The 20,043-nt window shown below is 38.7% G+C and carries 13 protein-coding genes; 5 read left to right on the top strand and 8 right to left on the bottom strand.

Annotated features, from left to right (window positions below):
- Positions 1-8 precede the first annotated feature (8 nt).
- Both DI392_RS08730 and DI392_RS08725 read left to right on the top strand, forming a co-directional pair.
- Positions 9-1,232: a DUF4297 family anti-phage-associated protein gene (locus DI392_RS08730; protein ID WP_109319534.1), complete on the top strand. Its 1,224-nt coding sequence runs from the start codon at positions 9-11 to the stop codon at positions 1,230-1,232.
- Between the two features lie 16 nt (positions 1,233-1,248).
- Positions 1,249-2,925 (top strand): ATP-binding protein, encoded by a 1,677-nt coding sequence (locus DI392_RS08725; RefSeq protein WP_109319533.1) that lies wholly within the window; start codon positions 1,249-1,251, stop codon positions 2,923-2,925.
- Positions 2,926-3,134: 209 nt separating this feature from the next.
- Here the strand turns inward: DI392_RS08725 and DI392_RS08720 are convergent, their stop codons facing one another.
- Positions 3,135-3,995: a hypothetical protein gene (locus tag DI392_RS08720; protein ID WP_109319532.1), complete on the bottom strand. Its 861-nt coding sequence runs from the start codon at positions 3,993-3,995 to the stop codon at positions 3,135-3,137.
- A 744-nt stretch (positions 3,996-4,739) separates the two neighbouring features.
- Here DI392_RS08720 and DI392_RS08715 point away from each other — a divergent pair.
- Complete coding sequence (locus DI392_RS08715; RefSeq protein ID WP_109319531.1) at positions 4,740-6,101, top strand: tyrosine-type recombinase/integrase; 1,362 nt, start codon at positions 4,740-4,742, stop codon at positions 6,099-6,101.
- Between the two features lie 2 nt (positions 6,102-6,103).
- Here the strand turns inward: DI392_RS08715 and DI392_RS08710 are convergent, their stop codons facing one another.
- On the bottom strand, positions 6,104-7,333 hold the full coding sequence (locus DI392_RS08710) for a flagellin N-terminal helical domain-containing protein (protein WP_109319530.1): 1,230 nt from the start codon (positions 7,331-7,333) through the stop codon (positions 6,104-6,106).
- A gap of 464 nt (positions 7,334-7,797) precedes the next feature.
- Here DI392_RS08710 and DI392_RS08705 point away from each other — a divergent pair, with 464 nt between their 5' ends.
- On the top strand, positions 7,798-10,464 hold the full coding sequence (locus DI392_RS08705) for an AAA family ATPase (RefSeq protein ID WP_342749703.1): 2,667 nt from the start codon (positions 7,798-7,800) through the stop codon (positions 10,462-10,464).
- Positions 10,461-11,768, top strand: a complete 1,308-nt coding sequence (locus DI392_RS08700) for an McrC family protein (RefSeq protein ID WP_109319529.1) — start codon at positions 10,461-10,463, stop codon at positions 11,766-11,768. Before DI392_RS08705 ends, DI392_RS08700 begins: the two co-directional genes overlap by 4 nt.
- Positions 11,769-11,860: 92 nt before the next feature.
- On the opposite strand, the gene DI392_RS08695 is transcribed toward DI392_RS08700, so the two are convergent.
- From DI392_RS08695 to DI392_RS08670, 6 genes are all read right to left on the bottom strand, one after another.
- Positions 11,861-13,546, bottom strand: coding sequence for a DUF4145 domain-containing protein (locus tag DI392_RS08695; protein WP_109319528.1), 1,686 nt, complete (start codon positions 13,544-13,546; stop codon positions 11,861-11,863).
- A gap of 113 nt (positions 13,547-13,659) precedes the next feature.
- Positions 13,660-14,319 (bottom strand): hypothetical protein, encoded by a 660-nt coding sequence (locus tag DI392_RS08690; protein WP_109319527.1) that lies wholly within the window; start codon positions 14,317-14,319, stop codon positions 13,660-13,662.
- Positions 14,320-14,600: 281 nt separating this feature from the next.
- Positions 14,601-17,312 carry a DEAD/DEAH box helicase gene (locus DI392_RS08685; protein ID WP_109319526.1) on the bottom strand — a complete coding sequence of 904 codons (2,712 nt, stop codon included), beginning with the start codon at positions 17,310-17,312 and terminating at the stop codon, positions 14,601-14,603.
- A 126-nt stretch (positions 17,313-17,438) separates the two neighbouring features.
- Positions 17,439-18,629: a hypothetical protein gene (locus tag DI392_RS08680; protein ID WP_109319525.1), complete on the bottom strand. Its 1,191-nt coding sequence runs from the start codon at positions 18,627-18,629 to the stop codon at positions 17,439-17,441.
- A gap of 8 nt (positions 18,630-18,637) precedes the next feature.
- The gene (locus DI392_RS20010) at positions 18,638-18,838 is read right to left on the bottom strand and encodes a helix-turn-helix domain-containing protein (RefSeq protein WP_109319524.1); all 201 of its coding nucleotides are present in this window, start codon (positions 18,836-18,838) and stop codon (positions 18,638-18,640) included.
- A 373-nt stretch (positions 18,839-19,211) separates the two neighbouring features.
- Positions 19,212-19,838, bottom strand: a complete 627-nt coding sequence (locus DI392_RS08670; protein WP_109319523.1) for a hypothetical protein — start codon at positions 19,836-19,838, stop codon at positions 19,212-19,214.
- Between the last annotated feature and the right edge of the window lie 205 nt (positions 19,839-20,043).

Raw genomic sequence — 20,043 nt, 5'->3', positions numbered from 1 at the left:
AACAAATAATGAGAAATAGAAGCGCCGTTGACACTATACGTGGGTATTTTTACCAATTTGATCTATCTATCCTCAGCATCTTGCAACTGGGAGCGCTAGAAGACTCTGTTGAGATAGAATGCATAGAGGATATAGATATCCGAACTGCGACTGAAGTTACAGCTACACAGTGTAAATATTATGCTAAGACGGAATACAACCACTCTGTAATCAAGGATGCTGTTAAGCATATGGTTTCTCATTTTAAGGAAAGCTTGCTAGGGACAAAACCCGAGGTATCGTACTCTATTAAGGGACATTATGCCTCAGGTCAAGAAAAGTTGGACGGCGGTGTAGATGTTAATTTCTTAAAAAAACACTTCCTAACATACTCAAAAGGTAAAAGTTCTTCCAAAATTACACACTACCACCATACCGACCTTGGTCTTTCCGATGCTGATCTTGGCGAATTCCTAAAACGACTAACCATCGACGTCAGGGCAAAAGAGTTTGACGAGCAATACCGCGAGATACTTGACGCTATCCAAAAAAATGTCGGAGCAACACAATTTTCGGCAGAGTACTTCTACTACAATAATGCTCTTGCTGTTATCCGAGAGCTATCAATCCAATCTGCTCCGGCAGACAGAACTATCACCAAAAAAGAGTTTCTAGCAAGGATTAACACTTCAACCGTCCTGTTCAATGAATGGTTCATCGAGAAAAAGGGTAAGAAGGCTCATCTTGCAGCTCTCCGTAAGGAATATTTCACCGAGCTTAATATATCTCCATATGAGCGATTTTTTTTAGTTGAAGTGAACCCAAGCTGTTATGTCCGTAGTGATCTTAAAGATATTTTTTTTCAGCTAGCCAAAAAATGGGCCAAGTTGTCTGAACGAGAACCATCCCCTTTTTGTCCTTACATCTATGTACACGGGGTGTCTAGCGACGAACTAATTGCGTTGAAGACAGAACTCATCTTGGAAGATTTTAAGATCATAGATGGCCACGATTTTCAAGGAGCGGACTTCAGCTATCGCTCTATCGTGCGGAAGGCCACACATGGCAATGAAATAAAGATCAAGGTACTGAACACACTTTTAAACATTGAGCAAACTGTGAGTGCAATCTCTACAACCCGACGCATCTACCAGTTTTACATAAGCAACAGCTATTTCGACTACGACGACCCAGCGGTTCGACACGTCAAGATTCAGGTTGAAAATTTGTCGGACATCCAATCCATCATCTAAATAGTAGGCGCAGAACATGAGAAATGAACAACAGGAACAAATTAACGCCCAAGTTATCGCAGTGTTCCCTGATAAGGTACGAATCGTCGTGGACGACCTTGAAGACTTCAAGATAGCGGAAGAATCACTGAAGGTCGGTTCTTATGTAAAGATCGCTGATAACGAGAATGCAATACTTATTGCTATTATCGAGAACTTCCAGATCGCTGTTAGTGCAGACGGCAAGCGGGACCACATTATCGAAGCTTTTCCACTAGGCATACTAAGGGACGGAAAATTCGAGCGCGGTGGTGATTCACTCGCGATACCGCCCAAAGAAGTCAAGCCAGCAACTATAACGGATATTATGAAAATTTACGGCGATTCGGTTCCTGAAGTGGAGCGGTTCCGCTTTGCGACGCTGGCGTCAAATCGGGATGTCCCCGTACCTGTAAATGGCAACAAGTTCTTTAATAAGCATATCGCTGTAGTTGGTTCCACCGGCTCTGGTAAGTCTCATACCTTGGCAAGTGTCATCCAGAAGGCTGTGGTAGAAAAGGATGGTGAATTTTCACTTAATAACTCACATGTGATTATTTTCGATATTCATTCTGAATATAAGTCCGCTTTTCCTTCTGCTAACCACATAGATATATCTAATCTCGTTTTGCCTTACTGGATGCTGAACAGTGAGGAGTTGGAAGAATTTTTCCTCGACACTGAAGGCAACGATCACAATCAAAGGAATATATTCAAGGAAGCAATCATCAGGGATCGTCGAGCAAAATTTGGTGGTTCAGCGGATGATAAGCAGAAAATTCACTTGGACACCCCGCTTCAGTTTGATATCCGTAAAGTACTTGAATATGTTGTCGAGAAAAACAGTGAAGTCATAGACTCGGGCGAGGTCTATGCGACTGGTGCGAAAAAAGGCCAACCAAAGCTCACACAAGGAAGTCTCTTTGGGAAACTAACTAACTTTGTGAACCGATTGGAAAATAAGCTCTGCGACAGCAGACTCGATTTTTTCCTTGGTGATAAATCGAAGGACGTTACTTTTGAGGAAACCCTTCAGACTCTACTGGGATATTCATCGAGCAACAAGTCGAACGTGTCTGTCATTGACCTCAGTGGCGTTCCATTTGAAGTGTTAAGTATTACAGTATCACTCATATCTCGTTTGGTGTTCGAGTATGGATACATCTATAAACGCATTCGATGCGCTAAGCAACCAGATGAAAAAATCAATAATGACGCTCCCATCTTGCTGGTTTATGAGGAAGCGCATAAGTACGTCCCGAACAGCAACCTTTCTAAATACCGTTCGTCTAAGGCCTCTATTGAGCGAATAGCAAAAGAAGGTCGAAAATACGGAGTGACGCTACTATTAGCGAGCCAGCGTCCATCTGAGATATCAGAAACAATTTTTTCCCAGTGTAGTAACTTCATTGCAATGCGTTTGACCAATCCTGCTGACCAAGGATATGTGAAGAAGTTACTTCCAGATTCACTCGGTTCGTTAATCGACAAGATGACTTCATTTCGTCAAGGTGAAGCCTTGTTGGTGGGGGAATCCATTATTCTTCCATCAATTGTCCAGATAGATCCATGTACAAGTGCCCCTTCCTCCAACGACATCCCTTACTGGCAGCTTTGGAAAGAAGAATGGAAAGACTTGGATTTCAGTGCAATCAAGTCGGAGTGGTATAAGTAAGCATCGATATTATTTTTGTTGCGCCAGCAATCAATACTTTCAAACATCAAAGCCGTTTACTTCATTTTGCCCAATTACAGCTAATCCGAAGTAGACGGCTTTGAACCGAAATTCTAACGTACTTTTATCCAGATACCGGGGGTCAGGTCATCAGCTACTTCGAGGACATTATTTCAATAGAGCCGGTTAGAGTGTAGATAAAAAATATATCAATTTTTTCTCTTCGATTGTTTATCCTTTTCTAATAATTGAATAAAGTCATTAAATAAATCAGTAGCATTCAGTTCATACGTCACTTCTGAGTATCCATCACTTGAATCTATATAGGATACATAAGCAAATCGTAATGGGTTAATCCAGAACCCGGTAGATTCTCTGTTCTTGGACCAATCAATTAAACTACCTCTACGCCGGAACTTAGTTTCTAAGGCATTTTCTAGGGTGTAATGAAATTTGTCGCTACTTTTGGTCTTGTAGGTAAAGGTAAGATTTGCAAGTTTTCCGTCGAAAAATCCCGCATATGATGCAGAAGGACAATGAGCATGAAAGCAAGGAGCTTCTTTGTATGTGGAGTCGAGTTTTTTTACTTGGGCTCTTTTGTTAGTTGTAGAAAAAACAATGTCACCGTTTAGTTCTGCTATTTTTGTTTTACCTAAAACAACACCATGTGTAACTTCTTTAGACGTTAGTTTGTTTTCTTGCTGTTTAACTAAAAATTCGTACTCAAAGCTTGATGATTGTTTAAGGCCATTAATCCCTATTAGGGTTAATTGTCCATACATATCTAAAAGATAAGCGGTCTTACCGTTCCTTTTTTCCACTGTGCCAATGTATTTTCCAACATCGCCATCTTGGGGATACATTATTGAATCACCGTAGGATTTAAACGCTTTTGTCGCTGCTTCATCTAATGTATCCCCAAATTTCTCTGCCTTTACAAATCGTTCAGAGCGCTTATTGGCCCAGTTATAGTGTTCACCTGAGTTAGTGACTTTGAAATAACTTCCGTTTGTACTAGCAAATGAGGAGGTTGCAATTAAAGCGAACGAGAAAATAAATAATGTTTTCATATCCTTCCTTTTTTGATGATGCATATCATTTGTGTCAGTTGCTAAACTTGCTGTGTAGCATCTACGATTAATTATCATCCTGTAGAGGGCGAGCACTTGTAAAGGTGTTGTATGTTTCTGGCAGTCTTGGGAGGTCCAACCCAATACCTGAGATTATCCTTAAGATGTTAGCTTAGCAAAGCTGCTGACAAAGTTATGTCCAGAAACTACTTAGAAATCGCATACCGGCACTTAGGATAGTTCTTAACAAGTATGGATTTCTTCTAGCCATAACCTATAACCTAACCATTTTGTTTTTAGGTTATTTAACCACTTAGCTTATCAGTATGAAAGTGATTTTATAGGTGGGGATGGTAGGATTGCTATAAATACTGTGTAGCAGAAAGTTGCTATAAATATGCTATAAATAGATTTCTAACAAAAAGGCCTGAGAAGCGAAAATGCTCTCAGGCCTTGGTATGTCTGGTGGCCCCTCCCAGACTTGAACTGGGGACCAATCGATTATGAGTTTTAGGTTGATGGTTTTGATGAAAATTCCCCTAGATTGATTTTTTAGAATATTTTGTTATATAACAATAGTTTATTTTATTTATCGGTGTTGATGTTGATTGATTTATGTAAGCCAATATTGATTTTGGATGTAGCACACTCGTAGCACGGGCCTACAGTGAGAAGGATGGATACTATATAATTGAAGTACAGTTTCTTGATAGGGAAAGGTAGCTGTAGAGCGCCTAAAGCATTATGAAAAACTCTCTTCGATTTACGGTTAAGGAGCTAACTGCTCTGGAGCCAAAAGAAAAAAGAATACGTTATCACGATACAGGTGTAGATGGACTTATCCTCGAAGTTTATCCCTCCGGTACAAAATCATTCCGTGTTTATAAACGCGCTAAAGGAGCTAAGTCACCTTCTCAGGTTACACTTGGTACATTCCCGAGTTTAACTATCGATCAAGCAAGAACCAAAGCTCGTGAAGCTATAAATGAGTTAGCTATGGGGATAAACCCCAATGAACGAGCAAAAGCTGAGCAGAATGAGTATGTCTCACTTCAGACCGTATTTGACGATTATGTCCGTTCCAAGTCTCTAAGGGACACTACAGTAAAAGGCTATCAGCAGGCGTTGAAGTGCTATTTTACCAACTACCTGAACAAGCCATTGATTAACTTGACTGAAGAAGCAGTTAAGAAACTCCATACTGATATCTCCGATGGACGTATAGAAGGTATGAGGGATGGAAGCCAAGCTCAAGCTGACCTATGCATGAGAATACTAAGAGCACTATTTAACTTTGCTAAGTATGAATATCGAGGGTTTAACAATCAGATGATCTTTGCTGAGAATCCGGTGAAAATACTCAGTCACCAACGTTCATGGCATAACGTAGAGCGCAGAAGAACCTATATTCGCACTCGCCAGTTAAAAGAATTTTTCGATGTCTTGCATTCGAAGCGTGAGAGGTATCTGATTGAAAAAAATGACTTTGCTGCAACAGTGTGCGATATGGTTGAGATGGCTAGCCTTACTGGCCTAAGAAGGAACGAACTGCTTACACTAGAGTGGAAGTTTGTGGATCTAACGGCAAAGACTTTTTACGTTAGTAAAACGAAAAATGGTGTACCGTTGGAACTACCGATTAGTAGCTATTTGCATCGACTACTTCACCATAGAATAGATCAAAAAGATGATAGAGGATTCGTTTTTAATGTGGACAATGTTCAGGGACGGATCGTTGACCCAAGAAAGGTATTGGATTCTATCAACGATGAGCTGAGCTTCAGGTTTACGCTTCATGACCTTAGACGAACTTACACAACTGTTGCAGAAAGCTTAAGCCTTGGTACATATACGATAAAACGCTTATTGAACCACAAGTCAAGAAGAGATGACGTAACAGAAGGTTATACAATCCTTACTCCGGAAGAGTTACGAATACCCGCTCAAAGAATTGAAGACTATATTCTCGAAACTGCGGAAGTGTTGGTTAAACTGGATGAAAAGCCAGAAAAACAGCCTTCTGATAATAGCTTAGATATGTTTATTGGAGGGTTGAAAATGGAAGAAAAGAAAAAGCTAATGAAAATGTTGATGGATTCGTTTTAGTTTTAGCTGAGCAAACCAAGTGCTCCTTGCGGAGCCTTGCTTGCTTGAGCCAGCATAGAAGTGTTTACTTGTTTGAGTATAGATTGTTTGGTTAACTCACTGGTTTCTTTGGCAAAGTCAGTATCTCTAATCTGGCTATTGCTGATTGCTACGTTTTCTGAAGATTGGGAGAGGTTATTTATGGCGTGGTTAAGACGGTTTTGTGATGCGCCAAGGTAAGCCCTTGCAGAATCAATAAATTCCAGAAGCTCATCTATTGCAGCTATCGAGTCATTGCTGCCACCTTCGAGTGTCGGAAGCTTATGCTCTATAGAACTATCTTCGATATATGATCGCCCAGAGCCATACCAAAAAGGGTTGTTTACTCTTGTTGCTCCTGAGGCGTTTCGTAGTTGAATAGTGATGTATACATCTTCGTCTGAAGTGTAACAAAGCCTTACTTGATCGGCCTTTCCAATATCACGCTCCTCTAAAGTGCTCTTGTCAATAGAGCCATCTAGATAGAAGTTAATCTTATCCCCATATTTATCATTTAAATTCTCTACAATATCTTCCATTGTAGCCCCATCTATAGCGTCCGAAATCAAGTACTCTGTGCGATTTTTATTATCCTCGGAATAAACTACCTTAACTCCTATACGTTGCCCAGGATCTGCTCTCCAGTTATCAACCTTATGATTCATAATTGGAGCGTAGAATACCTTTTGAGCATTGTTCCCTGTTTGCTCTCGTACGCTCTCTAAATCAGGAAGCTCAACTAGTACAGCCTCACCACTAGCAGGACCAACTTGAAAAGAACGTGAACTATTGCTTCCGTTAAGCAATCTATCTCCAGCAAAACTTGTAGATTGAGTAATTCTACCTAACTCTTCTTTCAGAGCTTCAAACTCAACTGAAATTGCATTCCGGTCTTCTGAATCAAGAGAACCATTGGCATACCTTAATGTCAGATCTCGCATTCGCATTAGATTTTCCGTGTATTCAGCTAAAGCTCCTTCAGCTGTTTGTAGCATAGAAATCCCATCGTTAGCATTTTTTATAGCTACATCCATTCCACGGCTCTGCGCTCGCAGTCGATTAGAAATCTGAAGCCCAGCAGCATCATCCTTCGCGCTATTAATTTTTTGACCCGATGATAGGCGCTCCATAGACGTAGCTTGTCTGTCGGTAACCCGACTGAGGTGATGTTGCCCATGCATTGCTGATACGTTTGTATTGACGTTAACTGCCACGAGATATACCTAGTTTCTTTTTATCTGAACTTATATCGGTATTTTGGAAGACCAAGCAACCAACTTGACGTGTTTCTAGTATCGGCAGAATATGCAAAAGGTTTAGTTTTATTGATTTAACTTATTGATAAATCGAACGGCTAAAGTGGTGGGTTATGGCTCTAATTGCAATTTCATCAGCTACTTAACTATAAAGTTGAATATTAAGACGTGTGTTAAACACTTACGATGTTAACTGTGTAGCTGTAGATTTCATTGACCGCTCATTAATTGACAAAAATCATTTTATATCATTAGGTTATAATACCTTGCCGTTTTCTGTCGCAAAGCTGTATGATTATTTAGGCAGCCATACGGAAAAGTATAACTATGTTAGCTAGACTCATTTCCCGGCTTCGTCATAACAAAAAAGGAAAGGTATTCAATTGGCTAGATATTGCGGCGATGGAAATGCAGAGAACCTATTGGCAAATGCAGAACAATTTAAAGAGCTATGCTTTATCAATGGTAATTCTCTGTTGATAGACGATACTGTTTGGACGGTAGAGTGTTGTGCGGAGTTAATGGAATACTTCGTAGAAAACCTAGATGAAGGGAATGGGGACTTCTTCGAAAAACTAGAAGCACAATTAGCGAAAGCATCCGCAAAGGCAAAAGTACTTGCTGCGGAGATGCTATGGCTGATGTTTTTATGTCCAAGCAATATTGGTCCAGTATCTAAACGAATCGGCATTGAGCGTGTTTTTTCATGGAGTGGTTATCAAGTAGAGCCAAGAAGAAAAGAGTTATACCTTTCAGACAAGGCACTCACCGGAGTAGGCAGTGCTGGCACAGCATATAATACCCTTCGTTGGAAAGAGTTAATCTATTGCATTCGTCTTACCGAATCTTTATTGAAGTTAGAGCCAGATGATCGAGAGCAATTATTAAATGAGCATGTTCGATTCTCGGAGTGGCTGGAGCAATTACCCGAGAATAACTCTCGTCAGTTGCGCCATATGATTTTGTTCCTCTTCTTTCCCGACTTTCATGAACGTATATTTGGGAATACAGATCGTAGAGCAATCTTGGCAAAGTGTTCCAATATTAGCGGGAGTCAATTTAACCGTATGACAAGCGGGGAAGTTGATGCCAACTTATATGAACTCAGAACAAAGCTTGAAGAAGAGTACGGAACGAAGGAGCTAGATTTCTACGTTGAGCCACTGAAAACATTGTGGAAAGAGGATAAATTACTAAAGAAATCCCATATAGCTGAGCAAGAAGAGATATACCAAGTGGAAGAAAAACATCCAATATCTAGCAGCTTAAACCAAATTCTATATGGCCCACCAGGAACGGGGAAAACTCATGCGACAATTGATAAGTCATTGCAGATTGTCGATCCTGAGTTTTATGTATCTAACAGAGCAAACAGAAGTAAGCTCAAGGTTCGTTTTGACGAGCTAGTATCGAACAATCGTATTGGTTTTGTTACTTTTCACCAGAGTTTTAGTTATGAAGATTTTGTTGAAGGCTTGAAAGCAACAACAGAAGACAAACAGATCAGTTATGAGGTCGAGGATGGAATCTTCAAAAGAATGTGTGAGTCTGCAAGTGCTAGACCGAAATTGAAATCCGCACAGAATCAATTGGATATATCAGGACGTACTATTTGGAAAATGTCGTTAGGTGAGGTGGCTGGTGAAGATTCATTTATTTATCAACAGTGTATAGAGAATAATTATGTTCTTCTTGGGTACGGTTATGATATTGACTTTTCAGCAGCATCAAATCGAAAAGACGTTGTTGGTATATATCGTGCGGAAGGAGTATCTATTGAAAATGAAAGTAGTGAGTATAAAGTTAACGTTGTAAATCGTTTTAAAAATGAAATGGTCATTGGAGATCTAATTATTGTATCCGACGGTAACCGTAAATTTAGAGCAATAGCGGAGATCACTAGTGACTACTTCTTTGATGACTCGCTAGTCAATAGCTCCGGATACTCTCAGGTTAGGAACGTTATTTGGCACAGAGTATATGAACCTTCACTACCAGTTGAAGAGCTATTTAAAAAGAATCTAATTCAAAAAACTCTTTATCGGCTATACGACACAACGATAGATCTTTCAAAGCTGCAAACAACTCTTACTGACGGTAATAAAAGTGGGAGTATTGGTCCAGGTAGTCAAATTTCCAGTTATCAGATTGAAGCTATTACCGAGGAGCTCATAACACTCCGTAAACCCAATGGTTCAATATTACCTATGCCAAAGGTTATTGTTGATGAACTAGTTGAATTGGTGAAGCTCAATCGAATAACGGTCGATGACATAAAGAAAAAGCGCGTATTCGATATTGTTAACACTACTATGGAAAAGCATATCGTCAATGGTTATCAAAATGTGTTGTCGACGCTGGTTCAAGCCGTTATTTCTTCAGGCATTTTATCTAGTGGTGGCTCAAGTTCAACGGATTCACGTGTGCTGATTATCGATGAAATCAATAGAGGTAACATTTCAAATATATTTGGTGAGCTAATCACTCTCATTGAGCCAAGTAAGCGTTCTGGTGGCAATGAAGCGCTATCAGTGAAACTACCATATTCAAAAGATACGTTTTCAGTACCATCAAACTTACACATCATAGGTACTATGAATACCGCTGACAAATCATTGGCTCAATTAGATATTGCGCTACGTCGACGATTCGAATTTGTTGAAATGATGACTGACTACAATCTTTTGGCGGAAATACCGGAGATTGAAGGGATCAACGTGTGTTTATTGGTAAAAACTATAAATCAGCGTATTGAGCTTCTTTATGACCGAGAGCATACGATTGGGCATAGCTTTTTTATCCCTCTTAAAGATAACCCTTCTGTAGATTTGCTTGCTGAAATATTTGAGTTACAAATACTCCCCTTGTTGGAAGAATACTTTTTTGAAGACTGGGAGCGAGTAGGGCAGGTTCTAGGTGATCATCTGAAAGAGCAAGATGAATTTTGTTTTGTCGTTGAACAATTCGATTCTGAAAAGATCGTTGAGTTAATGGGGGTAGACTGGGAAGCACCTGGAACACTGCCATATAAACGGAATTTAGATGCTCTGAGAGTACCTGAAGCATACATAAGTGTTTACACTCGATGATCAACAAAAAATTGCCTTCAATGATCCAAATTCGTGAATTTGGCTTGTTACTTAATGGTGGTGACAAGTCAGATATCGACTGTCATTCAATTACACCGAGTGCTTTCAATTGGTTACTGTCTAATGGACAAAGCTCCAATGAAAAGTCGGTAGAACTGGTGAGAATTAAAAAATATGGGAAAGGAATAGCGCTCCAAGTAGTTAATTATGTCGGGGTGTTAGAGACACCTTGTGGAACACGCATAGAAATTTTACCAAAGATATCTGATTCAGATGAGTCTGATATTATTAAAAAAATTTTGATAAAAATGCTAACGACAGTAAATAAGCTATCTCTGCAACAATTCGAAGATTCATCACTTCAAACACTAAAACAACCTTTATTCGAAATCTTGATTGGTTACTTTTTACATGAAATAGCTTCTATCATAAAAAAGGGAGTTCGTAGCGACTACAACCGCATGGAGGAAAGAAAATCCTATTTAAAAGGTCAACTGAATACATCCAAGCAAATTCGTCAGAGACCTGGATACCAAAACAGATTTTATGTTTCCTACGATAAATTTACATCAAATAGACCGGAAAATAGATTAATACATACAGCGCTAAAACAAGTACTTTCTTGGGTGAAAAGCAGTGAAAACCTCCAGTTAGCTAAGGAACTATTGTTTGCTTTAAGTGATGTTCCGTTGTCTGCCAACTACGAAAATGACTTAAAGCGCTGGTCAAAAGACAGATCTTTAGTTCATTACAGAGAAGCAAAACCTTGGTGTGAACTAATTTTGAGCTATCAGTCACCATTAGTTACATCTGGATCATATAGGGGAATATCCTTTCTTTTCCCAATGGAAGTTCTATTCGAAAAGTATGTCGCTGAGCGATTGAAGAAAGCCGTTTTACCTGACTTACGGTTAAATATTCAGGTTAGTTCTCATGCATTGGTTGAGCATCGTTCAGCCAGAATTAATAAAACTGAAGGATGGTTTAAGCTGCGGCCTGATATTGTTGTAAAAGACGTTGCTAGTGATAAGGTGGTTTTTGTTGCCGATACTAAATGGAAAAGAATTGATGAGCGCCTTGATACAGCTAAACATAAATATGGTATTAGCCAATCAGACATGTATCAACTACTCGCATATGGTAACAGCTACTTGGGCGGTTGTGGCACTATGTACTTGATTTATCCCAAGCAAAACAAGTTTACAAACCCATTACCGCCATTCAATTATAGTGCTGAGCTAAGAGTCATTGCTATTCCATATGACCTTTTAACTGATGATTGTGAGATAGTACATCTAATCTAATCTGTGGTCGATTTGAATTGTTTTGTAAATTCTAAATTAGATATCACTGAAGCAATGTAAATCTTTACTAGCTGTAAACTCAGAACCTTTAGCTACTTGCCGTGGCATCTTTTATACTTTTTACCAGAGTTACAGTAAGGACAGATATCATTCCGGCCAATCTTCTTCTTGGGAAGGGTGGTAACAGGCAGTGACTTTGGTGAGGGCAAAACATTGTTCCTCTTAGGCATGTATGACTTAGGTTGGGTGATTTTTGGCCGAGCATCAGTAATCCTGCTTAATTCGGCAAGCATACTCTTACTGGTATCAAAAGGGTGACCACTAGCCTTGAAGGAAGCATAGAATCTACTCCAGCTACTTTCCTCTTCTACGCTGAGTTGCATAGTACTCAATAAGTTGTCAATCGATTCAAGATAACTGGGGCATAGGTTTTCAATTTTAGTCTTTACATCAGAAGGGCAGCTAGGATCCCAATAGCTAAATACGAAGTTATTTAAGCCCTCTTTAATCTCATACGGATTGTTTCCAGCATTTTTTAGTATTAGTGAACCGAGCTCATATCTAACATTTGGATCTCCCTTAAAACTTTGTGCATCTTGAGTAAGCTGGATATAGCTATAATAATAAGAAAAAGCCTTTTTCAGTTGCGCTCTGTTCGTAGAAGTATGACTTAATGTTCGGCCAGCACTAAGAAGAGCGTTAACATGGCCATTATCAATGGCTTTGTAAATGAAGTGCCAATATTTCTCTAAATTGTCCTGCTGTAAGAACAATTCAGCCACCTTATACTGGGATTCTGGATAACCTAAATTAGCTGCTTCGGTAAGCAGCTTCGTTGCACGGTGAATATCTTTCTCAACGATCTCGCCTTTAGCATATTCTGCACTAAGTATATCAAGTGCTAATGGGTGACCGTGTTCCGAAGCCTCTTCTAAAAATTGGATAGCTTCTTTTTCGTCTCCTTCATTCCTGTCCTTGAGATTAAGTAGTTGACAACCATAGTACGCTTTAGCATTGAGGTTTCCTCCGTACGCAGCAGAGCTGAAATGGCAAAGTGCTTTGTCTTCGTTTGGCTTGCAACCTAAGCCTCCCAAGTATGCAATTCCAAGCTGAAATTGTGAATCTGCGTGATTGCTATTGTCAGGAGATTCCAATAAATGCAGGGCATGCCTCATTTCTTCACCATCATAAAACCTTGCATAAGGTTCTGCATCAGGTCCGAATAGAGTGTCATGAAGCCTTTGGTTACGCATTTGAATTAGAGCCATAGCAACCTCATAATTAGCATCAGGTTCGTTTTTAAACAGAGCCTTATATGCATTTTCTTTTAAGTCTGACTCTGAATCTGCGGAATGGTTAAACTCGTAAGATAAGGAAGTCCTACCTTGGATCGAAGTTAGAATCATCTCAATGGCTCTACATAATAGTATCAGCGACTCTTTCGCTAACTTTTTTAGGTTTAACTCATTCTTCTTTGGAAATTGCTCTGGGTGTGCTGCCCTGTTTCCATTCAAGCGGATTTGATGTAGCGAGTCTACGATTCCACTATTGAATTCTCCTGTTGATTTAAGTTTTTCAACTAGGTCATATAGTTCTGCCTTGGGATTCACTTCCCCGTACTCACTTAGTAAATCCCTACAAAGTTCAACCAATAGTGCTCTGATAAGAATTAGAGTTTGCCCAGGTGCAATGTTGTAATAACTTTTTGCCTGTTTATACTTGAGGCCTATCTCTTCATCAAAGCTACAAATAAACTCAATATCATCTAACGTGTTCAACGAAGCTCTTCCTCAGTTTGTGATAATTCACTCTGATAGTCACAATTGCACTAGATTTGTTTTCCCGACTAGTGCAAGAGTGGAAATGACTAACTTCGGTGAATATGCATCAATCAATAACCATCAATTGCTGGATGGTAATCAACGTCATTGTAAGAGTCCCACTTGGCATGCCACTCTTTGGATATATGATTTTCGACTAATTTGCCGTCTAGATAGAAAAATTCACGGTAGTTACGCCCTATCGCCTTTCCCACTTTTTCCATCACCAACTTATCAGCATCTTCGATAGTCCAAGGATTATCTTTAGCTCTGAGAAACTCAATACAAACATAACCCCATTCATGAAGATAATCTCTATCACCAGTTTCCATACTGCCTGGTGCTAGCAAACGGAGTTGTTTGAGTTCCTCGGCATTCACTAAACGAGCACCAATCTGTTCAGCGAAACCTTTATTTAAGTATTCAGTCTGGAAATTTTCCTTAGTGGTTATAATTTCGCCGTTTATGTCCTTGTAGTTCCGGATTTCTAAATCATCATTGAACACGACAAGTAATGAGCTCTGTAGTTTGGGGATTAACGTCTTTCTGGCTATATCAGATTGGTTTTTGTTTAATCTTTTTAAATACGTGTCTAGAGCGTGATAAGAGGGGTAACCTAACTCTTGAGCAGCCAACTCAAGGGCTTTCATATGCGGAATTTGGTTTTCTTTTTTAAGGGCTTTCGCACGGGCTTTTACTTTAGAAAGGGATGGTCGGATCGTTGTAGTCATGCTCTTATTTCCTATGCGGTTATTCCTGTAGATTCACTCCTAGTCATCAGTCATCCCGCTTATCAAAATAAGATCGGTTAAACGACAGATATATTCATGGTTCCAATGTGGAGTTTGCCGTCTGGAGTGGGCAGGCTTCCATATAGCCGAGATGATAAGGTATCTAATGCATAATGAGTTGTCAAAAAATTTTAGCAATTTTCTACACATTGGCGTGTAGTTACTATGGATATTAAAGGTTTTTATCCAATGTGGTTCGAATGTGTATTAAGTCAGTATATTTAATTTAATCTATCAATAAACTCATGCAATTCTTCTTTTTCAGCAAGTATATCAAGCATATATTTCTCTTTAGTGTCTTTGTATATACGTTTTCCTGTCAAAGACCTACAGATATACAGTTCTTCACTTGCACGTGTTAACGCCACATACATTAGTCGAAGGTCATTATCTTTGGTATCTGGTATACAGTGCCAAAATCGAGGATCAATGACATAACAGACTTTGCACTCAATACCCTTTGCTTTATGCATGGTTATGACTATTTGATCAATGTCTTCTGCCGAAAGAAAGTTGCTGGGTTTGAAGTATTCCATTAACAGACGCTTTATATGCTTTGCAGCTCTATTGGTTCGTATGAGTATTTTTATCTCTTTAGTTCGTGTTCCATCACGCAGTTGATTGGCGATGTAAGGAATTATCCAATCGGTAACCTCGTGTAAGCTACTAAATTCTGCAATGAATGGCTTTTGTCCACTCTTTTTAAGTGCATAAGAGGGATGGTAACCAAGTTGTGTACGTATTTCATTGCTTACATTTATGATTTCTGAAGGTAGACGATAAGAATGGTCTAGATGAAAAACTTTTCCACCTTTGGCATATTCCTCAAAGTTTTCGAGGTGTTGATATGATCCACCACGAAAAGAAAAGATAGCCTGAGCGGGATCTCCGACACAGAACAGACGGATTCCACTATTTATTAGCTGATCAATTATTCTCCACTGTATGATGTTGGAATCTTGCATTTCATCCATGATCAAATACGTATTGGCATCAGCGACTCTCTTGGCAAGCCCCTTTTTCTTTAAGTTTTTATATACCAAGTACAGCATATCATCGTAGTCAATGACTCCAAGATTCTGCTTTTTCTTTTTATAGAGTAGATGGCTGTTTTTTGCCTCGGCTAATGTACAGTTAAGCTTAAAAGCAGGATCGCCCATCAGTTTCTCAAAGGATTTTAATAGGTTAACATGTGCGCTAAAGATGTTTTTTAGCTGTATCGTTGTTGCTGATTCTGTTATTTCTAGTTCATCAATTACTTCTAATAGCAGTTCTTTTTGTCCTTCTTTATTCAGAACATCGATATCTGCATATTCTTCAGGTAGATATATTTTTAATAGAGATAGACACCATGCACTGAATGTACTGATATTGGGCATCGAAGAGTAGGTCATACGTAACTTCATTTCATTGACAGCAGTATTAGTGAAAGCCAGAACCGTGATGATTCGGGGATCTATCTGTTTTTCATTGACTAAGAAGTTTACTCTTTCACTAATAACTCTCGTCTTACCGGAGCCAGCACCGGCAATAATAGCAATGTATTGAGATTTACCTTTGATTGCTGCATTTTGAGCTTTTTGAGCAATCTGAAGGGGAGGGTTCCCCACATTAGATGTCTTAGGTTTATTTTCTGGTATGAATTCCTGAAGGTGTCGACCTGTAGCGCAGTATTCTTTGACTTCCTCTGATTTAGGTTTGTCTGCTTTTTGGATAAGGTTAAGATAATGAGTTAACATTCTTTTACAAGCTCTATTAAACCAACGTGTATCCAGACTAAGCTCTTTGAATTTTATGCCGGTTTCTTTAAGGTATGTTTTAAAGCTCTTAACAGCATCATTAGTCTTATCTACTAATAGATCTCCAAGCGTGTCATTGGAAACTGATGGCAAAACTTTCGGATCAATAAACCTCAGCTTGGGTAACGGAAGAGTGATATTTGGTAACTGTTTGAGCATTAAAGATTTGGGGGTGGAGCTATATGGGCGATATCTTAATTCAATACGTGTTGTAAGAGGAGTTGAATCTAAATTCTTCTTGACTAACTCTCTATTCAGACCGATTTTAAGATCTCTTTTTGATTCTTTGAGTCCCTTATCGTAGACAATCGTGTGAGTATATCTGGTATGTTTACCAATGTATGTCGTTTCTTTAAGGCTATGTGTGCCAGTTGGAAAGCAGCAGCTATGTTTCACTTTGGAATTTGTGGTATATGCATAGACGAATGGAGACATGACTCCGGGCATATTAAAACCGACATCAACACGAGTTACTCTGGCATTTCTGATTATCTGGTCGTATCTTCGGTGTTTTAGCACATATTTTAGGTGTCCAAATATGGCTCTTAATTCAAAATCTGTAAACCTGTTGGGAATGAAGTCAATCCTAAGAGAAGTCAGGTTTTCGGGATGGTTTTTGCCATCAGCAACATACACATTAAAAAAACGACGCTGATCACCATTAATAGCTATCTTGAAAGCATGTTTATATAGAGGACGAGTAGAGCTCCATCCTCTATTATTTCCTCTATCGCTACTGCCATTAACGGAACCAACAGTTGTTTTCCTTATGGTTAGAAGTTGTCCGGTGGACATCGGAGAAAAGGTCAAAATTCCTTTCATAACTCTTTCAATATCCTTCTTCTGACATCTCATAGTTATAAAAAGACGATCAAGATCGAGCTTAAGATGCTCCTCTGGATTTCCGATATATTGGTTGAGCAATTGACTTTGATATTCAGCATTCTCTTCGCTCTTTAGAGCAGAAATAAAACTCTTAGAGCTATCTATATATGCATATTTATCAGTATCAAATAGTTTTAACAACTTATCGTTTTTCTTCTTACTAAAGCTATTACTTCTATTGTCATTAATTTTGTTACGCCAATGGTGCTTCTTAAAATTCTTATATTGGTTATATTTTCGTTTATTCATGGAAAACAATCCTCTATACGTATCATAGATACATATTGGTATTTATATAATTATACAGTGATAATTATACTGATAGGTGTATTGTTACTAACTATATTTTATATGATATGGTCTTATTTTATTTTTCTAGTTTATGAAAATATCTTCAATAGTAATTAATGCACTTATAACTCTTTCGTTGATATAATTTTCATCAATATCCAGTTTGTGTTCTTCTAGAGCTTGTTTAAGTTGTTTGCTTTCTTCTTCTTGTAGTGATTCCAGAGCTTCAGTGACACCAACCAAGTTAATCATGTAAACATAAGATTTTGATATGGAAGATGTGATTGAGTTTTTTAAAACAAAAAACTTATCTATTCTAAATGGTGTTGTACTAATATCCTTAATTGGTGTGGTGTTTAATTTTGGATTTAGAATTATATTTACCTTTGAAACGGGAATATCATGTGATTGATTATTACTTTCTATTAACTGACAGTGCTTATTAGTTTTCACACTTTCTTCATAGATCTTTATATGGTCGCTCTTCTTGCTTCCAATTAGTTTATAAGAAGAGTATCCATTTGAGTTTCTATGGTATTGATATGTCCTTACTTTCTTCATTTTTATAATTACTTCCTCTACATGAATACCTGTCATTTCAAATGAGAGCTCAATTTTCGTTACTCTACTTTTTTCTGACATAAACACTTTTAAGTAAGAGGAACCATAGATCTGACGTAAGAAATATTGAATTTCCTTTATGCAATCAGGAGATAGTTTTGATATGTAAACTTCAAACCGAGTATAGTTCAGTCCTTTTTTCTTTGGCTCCCAAGCCATGTATAAACTGGCACCAGATTTTGTTGTATAGATGCAGGTTTTTCGGTAGTTGTTATCGGATTTGTTTGCTGGTTCTGCTTGAACCATCTTTCCCATAATCCTTGACATTCTGTTGTCAAAATTCGCTGCATACTTTGATGGAAATGGGCAAGTGAAACACACTCTATCGGCTGAGATAGATATCTTGTCCTGCGAGCAGTATCGTTCAGCTACATGATCCCTCGTTTTGTGAGGTTTTGTTTTTGCGCTGGTAGCTTCTGTAGCTTGATTTGATGATACAGTTCTCTTTTTATGGGAATTGAGCTTGGCAGTACAGATAGTAGCGTTAGCTCCCATATTATCAGTAGCCAATTCGTTATGAGCATGTATAGCTCCCGACTTATGGGGATTTACGTTGATATCATTTCCATTCGGTTCCGTATTCTGGGGATTTGCTTTTTCTACTCTTTTAAGTGTTCGCAACTTAGGTTTTCTGGATTGAATTTTCTTATTCATAAGGCAATCTACCGTTGGTTCTTTTCTAGGAATGCAGAGATTGACTCCTGCGAGTAGAGGATCTTTGAGCCAACTTTGATCCAATGCAGTTCTGGATGTTTTCCGGTACACCGCCATTTGGCTAATGTTTGTGTCTTCAGCCTCAAAAAACGGGCAGCTTCGGTTGTTGTATACAATGGGTTTGGGTATTCGGTATGTAGTGTATTCATCAGTACTCTCTTCTTGAGTGGTAATCAGTGAGTACTAGGTTACAACAGTGCTTAAACCGCAAGATTTGGCCCTATATGGTGTGTAGGGCCATTGAATGTGTTTTGAGGGTGCTTAAAGAACGCTGTAGGGCCATTTTTTAGTAAAAAAATACTTTGAGTTAAAAGTGTGATGAAGTTCAAATTTATGTGTGAGTTGTCGATAAAGAATAGGCGAAATTTGTCTAGGAGAGCGGTGACAGTTCATTGCATTTATATAATTGTTTGCTATTTCCATAGTAGTTAACAAGATTACTAACGATTCATTGTCCTACGATTTCGGGTACAGCCCTCCCAAAAAATAGGTGTATGGACAGTCCCGAAATCGTTAGCTTGATTACTTATCAGTCTTGGATAACTCGCCAATTACATCTACGACATACTTAGAAAAATACTGGTTTTTATTATATGCAATTAGAGGTATACATTTGTCTCTTAGCTCAGGCCAAGTGCGACATCCATGTGATAGCTTTTCTGAACTAACATAGTCCAGCACCCAGCCAGCAAAACGAATTTTATTATTAATAAGATACTGAAGAAGATCCTTTGAGTCGGCAAGACCACCGCCAGTACCTTCAAAGGCCATACGACCTTTAGAAAAAACGTACCACTCTTTTGATTCCATATCTTCGACAACAACAAGTGGCAAATGCCAAGCAGTAGAAGGATGGTCTTCAATGACAATATGAACCATTGGCGACTTGACTAAGCCAATTACATCGTACAGATCATTTACGATGTCGAAGGTTCTGAAGTTTCTCTTGTAATAGACGTTAGGACCAAATTGATCCTCAATATCGGGGTCATGTGGATCATGTAATGGCTTCACAACGCCACTTTCGGGTATGTCTTCTAGGTTTTCTTCAGTTTCATCTTGTGGTGTACTCAATAGTGATTTTACTCGTTTATAGCTGAAGTTTCCGACGATACCGGAAAACACCATCTCTAAAAGCTTTTCGAACATAAATACTCCATTTTTTGATTTTGCTATAGCCTACTGCTTGCTTGAATGCCGCTATACATCTTCTCGATGTACTGCATTTTGGTACTTGAGCACTAATTTATATTGATAGCAATGGGTTAGCAAAGGAGTTTAATGCTGGATCGCACCGTTTTTATTGTGTTCTAAGCTTTGCTCAATAGCATCAAATGGTTTTGATGCTATTGAG

Origin of the sequence: Vibrio albus, assembly GCF_003144035.1 — a bacterium.
GTDB lineage: Bacteria > Pseudomonadota > Gammaproteobacteria > Enterobacterales > Vibrionaceae > Vibrio > Vibrio albus.
This window is presented reverse-complemented; position numbering and strand designations above follow the sequence as displayed.